This is a genomic window from Palleronia salina, assembly GCF_900141995.1.
Classification (GTDB): domain Bacteria; phylum Pseudomonadota; class Alphaproteobacteria; order Rhodobacterales; family Rhodobacteraceae; genus Palleronia; species Palleronia salina.
This window is the reverse complement of sequence record NZ_FQZA01000007.1, coordinates 45299-61504: the sequence shown is the minus strand read 5'-3', so window position 1 is coordinate 61504 and position 16206 is coordinate 45299. Positions and strand designations below refer to the sequence as shown.

14 protein-coding genes are annotated in these 16206 nt (G+C 66.7%); 2 read left to right on the top strand and 12 right to left on the bottom strand.

Annotation, left to right across the window (positions count from 1 at the left end):
• Positions 1-157: 157 nt before the first annotated feature.
• Together BUB76_RS11205 and BUB76_RS11200 are read left to right on the top strand one after the other, a co-directional pair.
• Positions 158-1681, top strand: a complete 1524-nt coding sequence (locus BUB76_RS11205) for a DEAD/DEAH box helicase (RefSeq protein ID WP_073128879.1) — start codon at positions 158-160, stop codon at positions 1679-1681.
• Positions 1682-1691: 10 nt separating this feature from the next.
• A complete protein-coding gene (locus tag BUB76_RS11200) occupies positions 1692-2384 on the top strand; it encodes a hypothetical protein (protein ID WP_073128878.1) in 693 nt (230 codons plus the stop codon).
• A 97-nt stretch (positions 2385-2481) separates the two neighbouring features.
• On the opposite strand, the gene BUB76_RS11195 is transcribed toward BUB76_RS11200, so the two are convergent.
• The 12 genes from BUB76_RS11195 to nuoG all read right to left on the bottom strand — a co-directional run bounded on the left by BUB76_RS11195 (position 2482) and on the right by nuoG (position 16076).
• Entirely contained in the window at positions 2482-4149 is a 1668-nt protein-coding gene (locus BUB76_RS11195; RefSeq protein ID WP_073128877.1) for a ribonuclease J, read from the bottom strand.
• A gap of 2 nt (positions 4150-4151) precedes the next feature.
• Positions 4152-4928: a type III pantothenate kinase gene (locus tag BUB76_RS11190; protein WP_073128876.1), complete on the bottom strand. Its 777-nt coding sequence runs from the start codon at positions 4926-4928 to the stop codon at positions 4152-4154.
• Between the two features lie 12 nt (positions 4929-4940).
• The gene (locus BUB76_RS11185; protein WP_073128875.1) at positions 4941-5678 is read right to left on the bottom strand and encodes a biotin--[acetyl-CoA-carboxylase] ligase; all 738 of its coding nucleotides are present in this window, start codon (positions 5676-5678) and stop codon (positions 4941-4943) included.
• Entirely contained in the window at positions 5668-7107 is a 1440-nt protein-coding gene (gene nuoN, locus BUB76_RS11180) for an NADH-quinone oxidoreductase subunit NuoN (protein ID WP_073128874.1), read from the bottom strand. The genes BUB76_RS11185 and nuoN overlap by 11 nt, the downstream gene beginning before the upstream one ends.
• A gap of 12 nt (positions 7108-7119) precedes the next feature.
• Positions 7120-8673 carry an NADH-quinone oxidoreductase subunit M gene (locus BUB76_RS11175; protein WP_073128873.1) on the bottom strand — a complete coding sequence of 518 codons (1554 nt, stop codon included), beginning with the start codon at positions 8671-8673 and terminating at the stop codon, positions 7120-7122.
• Entirely contained in the window at positions 8673-10856 is a 2184-nt protein-coding gene (gene nuoL, locus BUB76_RS11170; RefSeq protein ID WP_073128872.1) for an NADH-quinone oxidoreductase subunit L, read from the bottom strand. The genes BUB76_RS11175 and nuoL overlap by 1 nt, the downstream gene beginning before the upstream one ends.
• 4 nt (positions 10857-10860) lie before the next feature.
• Positions 10861-11166, bottom strand: coding sequence for an NADH-quinone oxidoreductase subunit NuoK (gene nuoK, locus BUB76_RS11165; protein WP_073128871.1), 306 nt, complete (start codon positions 11164-11166; stop codon positions 10861-10863).
• Positions 11167-11248: 82 nt separating this feature from the next.
• A complete protein-coding gene (locus tag BUB76_RS11160; RefSeq protein WP_073128870.1) occupies positions 11249-11863 on the bottom strand; it encodes an NADH-quinone oxidoreductase subunit J in 615 nt (204 codons plus the stop codon).
• Between the two features lie 31 nt (positions 11864-11894).
• Positions 11895-12395, bottom strand: coding sequence for an NADH-quinone oxidoreductase subunit NuoI (gene nuoI, locus BUB76_RS11155; RefSeq protein ID WP_073128869.1), 501 nt, complete (start codon positions 12393-12395; stop codon positions 11895-11897).
• Between the two features lie 184 nt (positions 12396-12579).
• On the bottom strand, positions 12580-13617 hold the full coding sequence (nuoH, locus tag BUB76_RS11150; RefSeq protein ID WP_073128868.1) for an NADH-quinone oxidoreductase subunit NuoH: 1038 nt from the start codon (positions 13615-13617) through the stop codon (positions 12580-12582).
• Positions 13618-13638: 21 nt separating this feature from the next.
• A complete protein-coding gene (locus BUB76_RS11145) occupies positions 13639-14052 on the bottom strand; it encodes a YNQ4 family lipoprotein (RefSeq protein WP_073128867.1) in 414 nt (137 codons plus the stop codon).
• Positions 14053-14057: 5 nt separating this feature from the next.
• Positions 14058-16076, bottom strand: coding sequence for an NADH-quinone oxidoreductase subunit NuoG (nuoG, locus tag BUB76_RS11140; protein ID WP_073128866.1), 2019 nt, complete (start codon positions 16074-16076; stop codon positions 14058-14060).
• Between the last annotated feature and the right edge of the window lie 130 nt (positions 16077-16206).

Genomic DNA, 16206 nt, shown 5'->3' with positions numbered 1-16206 from the left:
GCCGGGCGCGGGAAACCACCCGCCGATTGACGACGGGCCGTCAAGCCAGTAGTCAGGCGCCGGGCGGCGATGCGCGTGCGCCTATTCGACGGGACGGCCGTTTTTCATCGTCCCAACATGCAAAGGCGGCACGGGCCGCCTCGACGTTCGGACACACATGACGAAATTCAGCGACCTGAAGCTGGGCCCCAAGGTCCAGAAAGCCATCGAAGAAGCCGGCTACACCACGCCGACCCCCATCCAGGCCGGGGCGATTCCCGCCGCGCTGGAGGGACGCGACGTGCTGGGCATCGCCCAGACCGGCACCGGCAAGACCGCGTCCTTCACCCTGCCGATGATCACCCAGCTCGCCCGCGGCCGCGCCAAGGCGCGCATGCCGCGCAGCCTGGTGCTGGCACCGACCCGCGAACTGGCCGCCCAGGTGGCCGAGAACTTCGACACCTACGCCAAGCACGTGCGCCTGACCAAGGCGCTGCTGATCGGCGGTGTCTCGTTCAAGGAACAGGACGTGCTGATCGACAAGGGCGTCGATGTGCTCATCGCGACGCCGGGCCGCCTGCTCGACCATTTCGAGCGGGGCAAGCTCCTGCTCACCGACGTCAAGATCATGGTGGTGGACGAGGCCGACCGGATGCTCGACATGGGGTTCATCCCCGATATCGAGCGGATCTTCAGCCTGGTCCCCTTCACCCGGCAGACCTTGTTCTTCTCGGCCACCATGGCGCCCGAGATCGAGCGGATCACCAACACCTTCCTGTCTAATCCCGAACGCGTCGAGGTCGCCCGCCAGGCCACCGCGTCCGAGACGATCGAACAGGGCGTGGTGATGTTCAAGGGCTCGCGCAAGGATCGCCAGCCCAGCGAGAAGCGCAAGCTGCTGCGCGCGCTGATCGACAAGGAAGGCGACGCCTGCTCGAACGCGATCATCTTCTGCAACCGCAAGATGGACGTGGACGTGGTGGCCAAGAGCCTCAAGAAATACGGCTATGACGCGGCGCCCATCCATGGCGACCTGGACCAGTCGCAGCGCACCCGCACGCTCGATGGCTTCCGCGCGGGCGACCTGCGCTTCCTCGTCGCCTCGGACGTGGCCGCCCGGGGCCTCGACGTGCCCGCCGTGAGCCACGTGTTCAACTTCGACGTGCCCAGCCACGCCGAGGATTACGTCCACCGCATCGGCCGGACCGGCCGCGCGGGGCGAGAGGGCAAGGCGATCATGATCTGCGTGCCCCAGGACGAAAAGAACCTCGACGATGTCGAGCGGCTGATCGAGAAACAGATCCCGCGCCTCGACAGCCCGCTGGGCAACGACGCGCCGGAAGAGCCTGCGACGGCCGAGGCCGCGACCGACGAGAAGCCCAAGCGCAGCCGCTCGCGCCGCCGCAAGTCCGACGCAGACACCGCGCCGGCGAAAGCGGACACCGCCCCGGCGAAAGAAACCGCGTCCGAGGCACCCGCCGACGAGACTCCTTCGAAAGCCGAGACGCCGAAGGACGACGCCCCCAAGGCCGAAGCGCCCAAGGACGAGACGCCCAAGACCGAGGCCGAAAGCGGATCCCGCCGCGGTGGTCGCGGCCGGGGACGCGGCAAGGGCGCGTCGGGCGACGATGCGGTCAAGGGCATGGGCGATCATCTGCCGACATTCATCGAGAAGTCTTTCGAAGAGCGTCTAGCGGGCTAGCTCACGGCCCATGGGCCGTTTTACCTGCTTCCTCTTCGCCTCCGTCGTCTGTGCCACCCCTGCCCTGGCCGAGGATCTCTGCCGGGCCGAGGTCAACTCAACGACCCTCACCATCGACCGTGACGCGCTCGACGCGCCGCGCCCAGGCCTGCGCGAACGCGCGGCGGGCTGGGCCGCCCTGGGCCTCGACCGGGTGCGGGGCCGTCCTCCCGCCTGCGACAGCGAAACGCTGATCGCGTTCCTCGCTCGCGAGGTTCCCGAAGATGATCTGAGCGGGTATTGCCTGCTGCCCGATGACCTGCTGGGCTTCCTGCTGGTGCCGGGCGAACGCACGTACCGTGGCCGCTGCGCCCGCACCGCCTGCGAACGGGTCAACACCGCGCGCGACACGGCGGTTGGCATCGCCGGAACCGCCACCGATATCGCCACCGGCCGCGCCGAAGGGCAGAGTCGCACCAATGCCGTCCTGCACGCCTCGGGCGCGGCGATCCTGTCGGGCAGCGCCGCGTCGATCGCCTCCAGCGTCGGCACCGGTGCCAGCGGCGCGGTGTCCGCCGCGCTGGCCGCCCCCGCGCTGGCCGGCGCCGCGGCCGTCAGCCTGGTCGCCGTCGGGGGCGCCGTCTATCTCTGCTCGGCTGACGACGCCGAGGCCGGGGCCGAGGGCACGGCGACGCCAGACGCGGCCCGGCAACCGGTCGACTGAAGAGCCAGGTGGGCGCGGCCCGCCCTGGCTTCATCTTTCGACAAATACCTCCGGGGGAGTCCGCGAAGCGGACGGGGGCGGCGCCCCCTGCCCGGCCTCAGCTCAGGCGAGAGATCACCACGGTGACCTCGGGCTTGCGCCCCAGCTCGTCATTGGCGGTATTTCGGGCAACGCGGCGCAGCTGTTCATCCAGCTTGTCGTCATCCATCAGCGTGCGGTCGTCGGCGCGTTGCATGAACTGGCCCAGGTCCTGCTCCATGATCTCGGCCACGGAACTCCCCGAGCGGCCCGTCTCGGGCAGCCCCACCAGCTCGACCCAGGGATCGCCCAGTGGCGTGTCGTCCTCGTCGATGATCAGGGTCACCACCACGTGGCCGTTCAGCGCCATGCGGATCCGGTCCCGCACGATGCCGTCCAGCGCGCCGACCTGAACCGCGCCGTCCAGGTAGACGCGGCCGGTTTCCACGTACTCGACCACCTCGGGCTTGTTGCCCGACAGCGACACGCAGGTGCCGTTGGGCGCCAGCACGCCGGCACGGCCGTTGTCCTTGGCCAGCTTCACGTGCTCGCGCAGGTGACGGTGTTCACCGTGCATGGGCACCACCATCTGCGGGCGCACAAGCTCGTGCATGGCCAGGATGTCGGGCCTGTTGGCGTGGCCCGACACGTGGTAGCGGCCGCCATCGTCGTCGACCACGTCGACGCCCTGCTCGGAAAACTGGTTCATGATCGAGATCACGCCCCGCTCGTTGCCGGGGATGGTCTTGGAGCTGAAGAGGAACGTGTCGCCCTCGGCCATGGTCAGCCCCATGTACTTCCCGCGCGCCAGCTGGGCCGAGGCCGCGCGGCGTTCGCCCTGGCTGCCGGTGACGATCAGCATGAGGTTGCCGCGCGGCACCTCGCGCGCGTCCTCGGGTGGGATGGTCGACGGGAAATCGGACAGTACGCCGGTCTCGACCGAGGCCTCGATCATGCGGCGCATGGCCCGGCCCAGCAGGCAGACCGAGCGTCCTGCGGCAATGCCGGCCTCGGCCAGCGTCTTCACCCGCGCCACGTTCGACGCGAACGTCGTGGCCACCACCATGCCGGGCTGTTCGGCCACCAGGCGCGTGATCTCGGGCGCCAGCGAGGATTCGCTCCGCCCCTCGTGGCCCGAAAAGACATTGGTCGAATCGCAGACCAGCGCCTTCACGCCGGGCTTCGACGCCTCGGCCCACAGGTCGCGGTCGAACGCCTCGCCCACGCCGGGGTCGTAGTCGATCTTGAAGTCGCCGGTATGGATGACCCGCCCGTCCGGCGTCTCGATCACCATGGCCGAGCTTTCGGGGATCGAGTGGCTGACCGGCAGGAAGCCGATGTTGAAATCGCCGATCTGGCGCATCTCGGGCCAAGGGCCCATCACCTGCACCTTGTCGGGGTTGTGGCCCTGCTCTTCCATCTTGCGGCGCGCGTGATGCGCGGTGAAGGCCCGGGCATAAACCGGTGCGTCCAGCTTGCCCCACAGGTGCCCGACGGCGCCCACGTGGTCCTCGTGGGCGTGGGTGATAAAGATGCCGTCGATGCGGTCCTTGCGCTCTTCCAGCCAGCTCACGTCCGGAAAGATCAGGTCGACCCCCGGGGTGGTGTCCATGTCGGGGAAGGTCACGCCCAGGTCGACCACGATCAGCCGCTCCTTGCCGGGCGTGCCGTAGCCGTAGACGTAACAGTTCATGCCGATCTCGCCCGCCCCTCCGAGGGGCAGGTAAATCAGTCGGTTTTCGCTCATGGTTAGTTACCCATTTCCTTGTTGTGACGATGGATCACGACCAATCCGTGCATCGTCAGATTGTCTTCGAACACGTCGAACAACGCGTCGCCTTGCTGGAATAACGGTGCCAGCCCACCCGTTCCGATGACCTTCATGGGGCGGGCGCGCTCGTCCTTGATGCGCTCGACCACCCCGTTGATGAGGCCCACATAGCCCCAGAAAATTCCGGACTGCATGCAGTCGACGGTGTTCTTGCCCACGACCTGCGCGGGCTTGGTCACGTCGACCAGAGGCAATGCAGCTGCAGCGTCATGTAGGGCCTGCAGCGACAGATTAACACCCGGCGAAATGACACCGCCCACATAGGCGCCGTCGCGACCCACCACGTCGAAGGTGGTGGCGGTGCCGAAATCCACCACGATCAGGTCCGGTCCGTGCAGATCGAAGCCGCCCACCGTGTTGACCAGCCGGTCCGGCCCCACCTGCGTGCCGCTGTCCACCCGCACGTCCACCGGCAGCAGGCAGTCGGGCTTGCCCACCACGTAAGGCCGGCAGTCGAAATAGCGGTTGCACAGGACCCGCAAGTTGAACACCACGCGCGGCACGGTCGAACTGACGATCACCTCGTCAATCGCGACGTCGATCTTGTTCAGGCTCATCAGCGTGCGCAGCCAGACGTAATACTGGTCCGCCGTGCGCTGCCATTCGGTCGAGGTGCGCCAGGTCGCGATGAAGTTCTCGCCGTCGAAGATCGAGAAAACGGTGTTCGTGTTGCCGCAATCGATGGCCAGAAGCATGCGCGAGGTCCCCTAGAAGTAGATATCGGCAGCCGCGATCCGCCGGTCGCCCTCGGGCGTGTCCAGCACAAGGTGACCGCCCTCATCCACGTCGCGAAACACGCCGGTCAATTCCTCGGTGCCGGTGCGCGCGGTGATGACTTCGCCCAGGCGCGCGGCGTGGCGCAGCCATTTCTCGCGGATCGGGGCGAAGCCCAGCCGCTCGATGATGCCTTCCTCGGTGGCGTAGAACCCTGCGAGCGACGTGAGCAGATCCCCGGCCGCGATGTCGAGATCCAGCTTAACCGGCGGAAAGACCGCGTCGCGGATCCCTTCGGGCACATGCGCGACGTTCACGCCGATCCCGATGGCCAGCCAGTCCACCGCGCCGTCCCGCGTCGTCGTTTCCAGAAGGATGCCCGCCACCTTGCCGCCGTCCAGCAGCACGTCGTTGGGCCATTTCAGCGACAGCCGCGTGCGGTCCACGTGCAGGGCAAGCGTCTCGAACAGGGCATTGGCGGCAAGAAAGCTGCGCAGCGCGGCCCATCCGGCAGTGCCCGTGGGCCGCATCATCAGCGTGGCCGAGAAATTGCCCCGCGGCGTGGCCCAGCCCCGGCCGCGCCGTCCGCGACCGCCGGTCTGTTCATGCCCGAGGATCCAGGTGGGGCGCTCCAGCGTGGGTGCCAGGCGAAGACCCTCGGCATTGGTGCTGTCGATGCTGTCCCGAACCAGCCGTGCGTAGCCCTCGGGCCAGGACGGCTCAGTTGACAAGGGTTTGCGCCGCCAGGGCCGCCGCGCCCTCGACACCGAAGAGGTTCACGACGCCCAGCACCATCGCGGCGGCCGACGCCATGAGGAACCCCCAGAGCACCGGCGACCGTCCGCCGTTCAGCGCATCCGACGGCTCGCCGAAATACATGTAGTAGACGATCCGCAGGTAGTAATACGCCGCGATGGCCGAGGCGATCACGCCCAGCACCGCCAGCCACGCCATGTCGGCCTGCACCGCCGCGCTGAGCACGTAGAACTTGCCGAAGAAGCCCACCAGCGGCGGCACGCCCGCCATCGAGAACATGAGCACCAGCACCGCCAGCGCCTTGGTCGGCTCGCGCGAGGCATAGGAGTTCAGCGCGTCGATCCGCACCACCGGCACGCCGTCCTTTTCCATGGTCAGGATGAAGGCGAAGGTGCCCACGTTCATGGTGACGTAGATGGCCATGTAGACCAGCATGGCCTGTACGCCAAAGGCCGTCCCGCTGGCCAGGCCCATCAGCGCGAAGCCCATGTGGTTGATCGAGGAATAGGCCATCAGCCGCTTGATGTCGGTCTGCCCGATGGCGGCAACGGCGCCCAGGAACATGGACGCGACCGACAGCAGCGCAACGATCTGGGTCCAATCCGACACCACGCCACCGAACGCATCGTGCACCACGCGGGCGAACAGCCCCATGGCCGCGACCTTGGGGGCCGTGGCGAAGAAGGCGGTGATCGGCGTGGGCGAGCCCTCGTAGACGTCGGGTGTCCACATGTGGAAGGGCGCCGCGCTGACCTTGAAGGCCAGGCCGGCCGCGATGAACACCAGGCCGAACAGCAGGCCCAGCGACGCCGTGCCCTCGCCCGCCGCCTCGATGATGCCCGAGAACAGCGTGGTGCCCGCGAAGCCATAGGTCAGCGACGCGCCATAGAGCAGCAGGCCCGAGCTGAGCGCGCCCAGGACGAAGTATTTCAGACCGGCCTCGGTCGACTTCACGCTGTCGCGGCGCAGGGCGGCGACCACGTAGAGCGCCAGCGACTGAAGCTCGAGCCCCATGTAGAGCGCGATCAGGTCGCCCGCGCTGACCATGACCATCATGCCGATGGCCGCCAGGGTGACGAGGACGGGGTATTCGAACCGCAGCAGCCCGCGGCGGGCCATGTATTCCTGGCTCATCACCAGGATCGACGCGGCCGACAGCAGCACCACGACCTTGCCGAAGCGCGAGAACGCATCGTCGATGAACAGCCCGTTGAAGGCGACATCGGTGCCGCCGCCGCCCAGACCGATCCAGGCCGCCACCAGCACGAACAGGATGGCGGTGATCCACACCAGCGCGGGCGCCAGCCCGTCCTTGCGGGTGTAGACCGCGCCCAGCAGCGCCAGCATGGCGTAGACGGCCAGCAGGATCTCGGGCGCGAGGATGGCAAAATCGGCAGAGCTCATGGCGCCGCTCCCTTAATGTGCTTCGGCGACGGCGGTGCCGTCCGCGTGGCCGAGATCGGCCGCGGCGACCGCGTCGTCGTAATTCGTCAGAAGATCCGCCACCGCGGGCCCGATCCGGTCGGTCACCAGCGCGGGATAGACGCCCAGCAGGATGGTCATCGCCGCCAGCGGGGCGAAGGTCCATTTCTCGCGCGGGGTCAGGTCCTGGATGGTCTTCAGGCTTTCCTTGATCAGCGCGCCCATCACCACCCGGCGATAGAGCCACAATGCATAGGCCGCCGACAGGATCACACCCGTGGTCGCAACCGCCGCCACCCAGGTATTGGCCTGGAACATGCCCATGAGCGTCAGGAATTCACCGACGAAGCCGCTGGTGCCCGGAAGGCCCACATTGGCCATGGTGAACAGCATGAAGATCAGCGCATAGGCCGGCATCCGGTTCACCAGCCCGCCATAGGCGTCGATCTCGCGCGTGTGCATCCGGTCGTAGATGACGCCGACGCACAGGAACAGCGCGCCCGAAATGAAGCCGTGGCTGATCATCTGGAAGATCGCGCCATCGAGCCCCTGCTGGTTCGCGCTGAAGATACCGGCGGTGACATAGCCCATGTGGGCGACCGACGAATAGGCGATGAGCTTCTTCATGTCGGTCTGCGCCAGCGCGACCAGCGAGGTGTAGACGATGGCGATGGCGCTCAGCCACAGGACCAGCGGCGCCAGGATCTCGGACGCGACCGGGAACATGGGCAGCGAGAAGCGCAGGAAGCCGTAGCCGCCCAGCTTCAGCAGGATCGCGGCCAGCACGACCGACCCGGCCGTGGGCGCCTGCACGTGGGCATCAGGCAGCCAGGTATGCACCGGCCACATGGGCATCTTGACCGCGAAGCTGGCGAAGAAGGCCAGCCACAGCATGGTCTGCAGCCCGCCCACGACCTGGATGCCGAGGACGCTGAAGGTACCGAAGCTGAACTCGTGCTCGAGCAGCGCGGGGATGTCGGTCGTTCCCGCGTCGTTGAACATCGCGATCATCGCCACCAGCATCAGTACCGAGCCGAGGAAGGTGTAGAGGAAGAACTTGAACGCGGCATAGATCCGGTTCGCCCCGCCCCAGATGCCGATGATCAGGAACATCGGGATCAGGCCGGCCTCGAAGAACAGGTAGAACAGTACCATGTCCAGCGCCATGAACACGCCCAGCATGAGCGTCTCGAGCACGAGGAAGGCGATCATGTATTCCTTCACGCGCGTCTCGACCTGCCAGCAGCTGATGATGACCAGCGGCATGAGGAAGGTGGTCAGCATGACGAACAGCACGCTGATCCCGTCGACGCCCATCTTGTAGTTCAGGCCCAGGATCCACTCGCCCTCTTCCACGAACTGGAAGCCCGCACCGGGATCGAACCCGGCCAGCACGAACAGCGACAGAAGGAAGCTGACCACGGTGGCGATCAGCGCCAGCCACTTGGCGTTCTTCTGCGAGGCCGCGTCGTCGCCCCGCAGGAACAGCGCCAGAATGGCCGCGGCCAGAAGCGGCACGAAGCAGATGATCGAAAGCAGATTGTCCATCAGTCCGCCCCTCCGCCGAGCGTCATCAGGGTGATGAGGAGCGCGATGCCCAGAACCATCGCGAAGGCATAGTGAAACAGGTATCCGCTCTGCGCGCGGCCGGCGAGCCTGGTGAGCATCGGGATGATCCCCATGGCCAGGCCGTTGATGCCGCCGTCGATGACGTTGCCGTCGCCGCGCCGCCACAGGAAGCTGCCAAGCGATTTGGCCGGGCGCACGAAGACCGCGTCGTAAATCTCGTCCACGTACCACTTGTTCAGCAGGAAGCGGTAGAGCACCGGGTTGGCGCCGGCCAGGCGGCCAGGCAGCTCGGGCCGGCGGATATACATGAGCCAGGCCAGGGACAGCCCGAGGATCATCGCGATGAACGGGCTGATCTTCACCAGCGTCGGCGCATGGTGCGCATCGTCCATGACATGGTTGTCGGGCGCCATGTAGATGGCGCCGGCCTCCCAGCCGCCTGCCATCACCTCGCCATGGGTGCCCTCGCCGCCGTGGCTGTCCTCGGTCGGCTCGGTCGCGTCGTCCACGGCTTCGGCAACGTCGCCCTGCGCCAGTTCCTGCGCGGCTTCGCCCACGCCCTCGCCGGTGTCGTCGCCGGGGGCGGTTTCGGCGCCGTGATCATCGGCGGCCTCGGCCTCGGCATGGGCCGGGATGCCGAAATAGCGGTTCACCTGCGCGTGGTCGCCGAAGAAGGACCCGTACCAGATCATGCCCGCCAGGACCGACCCGACCGCCAGCACGCCCAGCGGGATCAGCATGATGTTGGGCGACTCGTGCGCATGTTCGTGCGTGTGCTTGTCGCCGCGCGCCTTGCCCCAGAAGGTCAGGAACATGAGCCGCCAGCTGTAGAAGCTGGTCATGGCCGCCGCGATCACCAGCATCCAGAAGGCATAGGTGCCGACGCCGGAATGGGCGCCCCAGGCCGACTCGATCACCGCGTCCTTCGACAGGAACCCGGCGAAGCCGATATGGGTCAGCGGGATGCCGACGCCGGTGATGGCCAGCGTTCCGATCAGCATGGCGTAGAAGGTGTAGGGCAGCTTGTCCTTCAGCCCGCCGTAGTTCCGCATGTCCTGCTCGTGGTGCATCCCGTGGATGACCGAGCCGGCACCGAGGAACAGCATCGCCTTGAAGAAGGCGTGCGTGAACAGGTGGAACATGGCGACCGAATAGACGCCCACGCCCGCGGCCACGAACATGTAGCCCAGCTGCGAACAGGTCGAATAGGCGATCACGCGCTTGATGTCGTTCTGCACCAGGCCCACGGTGGCCGCGAAGAACGCCGTCGAGGCGCCAAGGAAGGTGATGAAGGCCGTGGCGTTGGGCGCGTATTCCATGATCGGCGACATGCGGCAGACCAGGAAGACGCCCGCGGTCACCATCGTCGCCGCGTGGATCAGGGCCGACACCGGCGTCGGGCCTTCCATGGCGTCGGGCAGCCAGGTATGCAGGATCAGCTGTGCCGATTTGCCCATGGCGCCCACGAACAGCAGGAAGGCCACCAGCTCGGCCGCGTTCCAGGTGGTCCAGAGGAAGCTGAGCTCGGTCTGCGCAAGCTCGGGCCCGGCGGCGAAGATGTCGTTGAATTGCACGCTGTCGACCAGGAAGAACAGCGCGAAGATCCCAAGGGCATATCCGAAATCGCCCACGCGGTTCACCACGAAAGCCTTGATCGCGGCGGCGTTGGCGCTGGGTTTGCGGTAGTAGAAGCCGATCAGCAGGTAGGACGCGACGCCCACGCCTTCCCAGCCGAAGAACATCTGGACGAGGTTGTCGGCCGTCACCAGCGTCAGCATCGCGAAGGTGAAGAAGGACAGGTAGGCGAAGAACCGGGGGCGATAGCTTTCGCCTTCCTTGAAGTTCTCGTCATGGGCCATGTAGCCGAAGCTGTAGAGGTGGACGAGCGCCGAGACCGTCGTCACCACCACCAGCATGATCGCGGTCAGCCGGTCCAGCCGGATCGCCCAATCGGTGGCGAGCGAGCCGGATTCGATCCAGCGCAGGATCTGGACCTGGCGCATCTCGCCGTCGAAGCCCAGGAACACGATCCACGACAGAAGGGCCGCGAGGAACAGCAGGCCCGTGGCGGTCCACTGCGCCGGCTTTTCGCCGATGAAGCGCCAGCCGAAGCCGCAGATCAGCGCGCCGACCAGCGGCGCGAACAGGATGATCGTCGTCATGCGCTCAGCCCTTCATCACGTTGACGTCTTCGACGTCGATGGTGCCGCGGTTGCGGAAGAAACAGACGAGGATCGCGAGGCCGATGGCCGCCTCGGCCGCGGCGACGGTCAGCACGAACAGGGTGAAGACCTGACCGACCAGGTCGCCCAGGTAGGCCGAGAAGGCGACCAGGTTGATGTTCACGGCCAGCAGCATCAGCTCGACGCTCATCAGGATGATGATGACGTTCTTGCGGTTCAGGAACAGGCCGAAAATCCCGATCACGAACAGCGCGGCCGCGACGGTCAGGTAATGCTCAATTCCGATCATGTCCCTCGTCCTTCTTGGTCTTCTGGGGGCACCGGGGACCGGCCCCGCGCCCGATTGCCGGATAGGCCATCGGCCCCCGAGGTTAAAGCCCCTGCCCCGGCTTCACGTCCTTCAATTCCATCGCCTTGGACGGATCACGCATGATCTGGGCGACGATGTTCTGCCGTTTCACGTCGGCCCGGTGGCGCAGCGTCAGCACGATGGCCCCGATCATCGCCACCAGCAGGATCAGCCCCGCCAGCTGGAACAGCAGCAGATAGTCGTCGTAGATCAGCTGACCCAGAAGGTTGGTGTTGGCGGCGTTTGTGAAATCCTCGGGCCGCGCGGCCAGGTTCTGCTCGGCGATGGGGCTGGATTGCCAGACGCCGAAGGCGATGCCCAGCTGCATGAGGATCACGACCCCGATCAGCAACGCCAATGGCATGTACTTGGCCATCTCGGCCTTCAGCTCGGCGAAATCCACGTCCAGCATCATCACCACGAACAGGAACAGCACCGCGACCGCGCCCACGTAGACGATGATCAGCAGCATGGCCACGAACTCGGCGCCCAACAGGACGAACAGGCCCGCGGAAGACAGGAAGGCCAGGATCAGCCACAGGACCGAGTGCACCGGGTTGCGGGCGATGACGGTGAACAGCCCCGCCGCGACCACGGCGGTCGCGAACAGGTAGAAGGCGAAATCGGCTGGGGTCATGGATGAATCCTCGGGTCCGGCGGGACGCGGCTCAGCGGTAGGGCGCGTCGATTTCCAGGTTGCGGGCGATCTCGGCTTCCCAGCGCTCGCCGTTTTCCAGAAGCTTCTGCTTGTCGTAGTACAGCTCTTCCCGGGTTTCAGTCGAAAACTCGAAATTCGGCCCCTCGACGATGGCATCGACCGGGCAGGCTTCCTGGCAGAAACCGCAATAGATGCACTTGGTCATGTCGATGTCATAGCGCGTGGTACGGCGGCTGCCGTCCTCGCGCGGTTCGGCATCGATGGTGATGGCCTGCGCGGGGCAGATCGCCTCGCACAGCTTGCAGGCGATGCAGCGCTCTTCCCCGTTGGGATAGCGGCGCAGCGCATGTTCACCACGGAACCGTGGGCTGATCGGGCCCTTCTCGTGCGGATAGTTCAGGGTGGCCTTAGGGGCGAAGAAGTACTTCAGCCCCAGCTTCAGGCCCTTGAACATGTCGAACAGCAGCCAGTAACGGCCCGCGCGGGCATAGTCGAAACCGGTGTCAGCCATGGGTCGCCTCCTTGGTGGCGGTAGCAATTTCGGGCGTCCGGGCGTCGCAACGGCCACCCCGGACAGGTGCGGCGCAACGGGCGCCGCCTTGGTATGGAACTTTGCCGCTGCGCCGCGTCCGACGCGTGAGCGCATTCGGCGTTCCAGCCCCGTACAGACGCGTGATCGCCCCGGCGTTCATCGATCAGCCCCCGACCGTCCAGCGGGCGTAGGCGCCGCCGAACAGTTCGAAATGGGCGAAGAACGACACCAGCACGACCCAGAACAGGCTGAACGGCAGGAACACCTTCCAGCCCAGTCGCATCAGCTGGTCGTAGCGATAGCGGGGCACGACGGCCTTCACCATCGCGAAGAGGAAGAAGAAGAACGCCATCTTCAGAACCATCCAGAACGCACCGTCGGGCAGGAACGGGATGGGCGACAGCCAGCCGCCGAAGAACAGCAGCGTGGTCACGGCGCAGAGCAGGAAGATCGCGATGTATTCGCCGGCCATGAACAGCAGGAACGGGGTCGAACTGTATTCCACCTGGTAGCCGGCGACGAGCTCGGACTCGGCCTCGGGCAGGTCGAAGGGCGGGCGGTTGGTCTCGGCCAGGCACGAGATGAAGAACAGGAACACCATCGGGAAGTGCGGCAGCCAGTACCAGTTGAACAGGCCCAGGTTGCCGTCCTGCGCGCGGACGATGTCGCCGAAGTTCAGGCTGCCGGTGGTGATGATGACGCCGATGATGATCAGGCCCAGCGACACCTCGTACGAGATCATCTGCGCCGCCGAGCGCAGCGACCCGAGGAACGGATATTTCGAGTTCGACGCCCAGCCGCCCATGATGACGCCGTACACTTCCAGCGACGAGATCGCGAAGATGAACAGCACGGCCACGTTGATGTCGGCCAGCACCCATGTGTCGTTGAACGGGATCACGGCCCAGGCCAGCATCGCCAGCACGAAGGACATGAGCGGCGCCATCAGGAAAACCGTGCGGTCCGCGCCGGCGGGCACCACGATTTCCTTCAGAACGTATTTCAGCGCGTCGGCCACCGTTTGCAGCAGGCCGAAGATGCCGACCACATTCGGGCCGCGCCGCATCTGCACGGCGGCCCAGATCTTGCGGTCGCCGTAGACCATGAACAGCAGGCTCACCATGACGAAGGTCACGATCAGACCGGCCTGCGCCGCGACGATCAGGATGATGCCCGCTGGGGTGGTCAGGAATTCAGACATGATGGCTTGGCTCCGTCACTGTCAGACCGTTGGAATGCCGTCCTGCTGGCAGGTCGCCACGACGACTTCGGCGTCAATATTTCGGGCCCCCGGTGGCAGCGCGGGCGACACCGTGTAAACCGCATCTCCGCGCCAAACGCCACCCTCTTCCTCGACATTCGTGCGGATGTGCCGCGCGAAACCGAAGCCGCGGATCAGGGCGTATTGCGCGGCGGCGCAGCGGGCATAGGCATCCACGTCCGCCGGGGCACGCGCGCCGCGCATCTCGACCAGGAAATTCACCAGGTCAGGCTCCAGCAGGCGCGTCTGCACACCAGCATAGCTGGCGTTCTCGGGCGGGATCACCCGGGTCACCGGCAGGTCGGGGCCGTCATCGACGGCCCCCGAGCAGCCCCCGAGCGCAAGGGCCACCACCGCGATGGAGGCCGGGCGCATTCCGGTCACTCGGCCGCAAGCGCGGCACCCGCGCGCGCCTTGGCGCCCGCGCTGAGCTCGGCCATGAGCTGGCTCGCCCGGGCGATCGGGTTCACCAGGTAGTGGTCCTGAAGCGCCTGCCCGAAGGGCGTCTTGGCCACGTCGCCGCGGGCAAGGGATTCCCCCTCGTTCTCGGCCAGCTCGTCCAGCAGGCCCAGATGCGGCACCGCGTCGACCATGCCGCGCCGCAGCTCGGCGATGGAATCGAAGGGCAGCGTCGCGCCCATCTCGGCCGACAGGGCGCGCAGGATGGCCCAGTTTTCCTTGGCTTCACCGGGGGCGAAGTTGGCGCGCAGCGCCAGCTGCGGGCGGCCCTCGGTGTTGACGAACAGGCCCTGCTCCTCGGTCCAGGCGGCGGCGGGCAGGATGATGTCCGCCCGGTGCGCGCCCCGGTCGCCATGACTGCCCTGGTAGATCACGGTGGGCCCCTGGGCGATCTCGACCTCGTCGGCGCCCAGCGAGAAAATCACCTCGGCCCCGTCCATGGCGGCGTCCAGGCCGCCCTCGGTGACCGCACCCACGTCCATCGCCCCGACGCGCGACGCGGCGGTGTGCAGGATCAGCAGGCCCGAGCCCGTCGCCTCGGCCAGCGCCTGCGCGGCGGCCAGGATGGCCGCACCGTCGTCGCGGCGCAGGGCGGCCTGGCCCACGATGATGACCGACGGCTTCTCGCGCACGTCGGAATGGTCGCGCGACAGCAGGTCGTCCAGCGTGCCCGGACCGTCGCCCAGGTGGTCGTAGGAATAGGTCAGGTCCACGGCCTCGCCCACCAGGCCCACATCGGCGCCGCGCAGCCAGGCCTTGCGGATCCGGCTGTTCAGCACCGGCGCTTCGAGCCGGGGGTTGGTGCCGATCAGCATGACGGCCTTCGCGTGGTCGATATCCTCGATCGCGGCGGTGCCGGCATAGGCGGCGCGGTTGCCCTCGGGCAGCTTGGCGCCGTCGAGACGACACTCGACCTTGCCGCCCTGCCCTTCGACCAGTTGCTTCAGCGCGTGGATCACCTCGGTCGGCGCAAGGTCCCCGACGAGCCCGGCGATCTTCTTGCCCTTCATGGCCTCGGCCGCGGCCGACAGGGCCTCGGGCCAGGTGGCCGGGCGCAGCTTGCCGTTCTCGCGGATATAGGGCTTGTCGAGCCGTTGGCGGCGCAGGCCGTCCCACACATAGCGCGACCGGTCGGCGAGCCACTCCTCGTTGATGCCGTCATTGTTGCGCGGCAGGATGCGCATGACTTCGCGCCCCTTGGTGTCCACGCGGATGTTCGAGCCGAGCGCATCCATCACGTCGATGGTCTCGGTCTTCTGCAGCTCCCACGGGCGGGCGGTGAAGGCATAGGGCTTGGAGGTCAGCGCGCCCACCGGGCACAAGTCCACGATGTTGCCCTGCATCTCGGAGTCGAGGGTCTGGCCCAGGTAGCTGGTGATCTCGGCATCCTCGCCCCGGCCGGTCTGGCCCAGCTCGGGCATGCCGGCGACCTCGGTGATGAAGCGCACGCAGCGGGTGCACGAGATGCAGCGCGTCATGTGGGTGCCGACCAGCGGGCCCAGGTCCATGTTGGTGACCGACCGCTTCGGTTCGCGGAAGCGCGAGAAGTCGACGCCGTAGGCCATGGCCTGGTCCTGAAGGTCGCATTCCCCGCCCTGGTCGCAGATCGGGCAGTCCAGCGGGTGGTTGATGAGCAGGAACTCCATCACCCCTTCGCGGGCCTTCTTGACCATGGGGCTGTTCGTCTTGACCTGCGGCGGCGCGCCTTCGGGGCCGGGGCGCAGGTCTCGCACCTGCATGGCGCAGCTGGCGGCGGGCTTGGGCGGGCCGCCCACGACCTCGACCAGGCACATGCGGCAGTTGCCGGCGATGGACAGGCGTTCGTGGTAGCAGAACCGCGGGATCTCGATCCCGGCCTGTTCGCAGGCCTGGATCAGGGTCATCGCCGGATCGACCTCGATCTCTCGCCCGTCGATGATGATTTTGCGAAGATCGCTCATGCCGCTCGTCTCCAAAGGGTCGCAAGGGGGCGTGGGCCGCGCCGGATGCACGGCCGCCCGTCGGGGCGCAATGTAGAGGACATCGGCGGCAGGGAAAACCGCGCAATCACGCGATGATCCCATTTGTCGC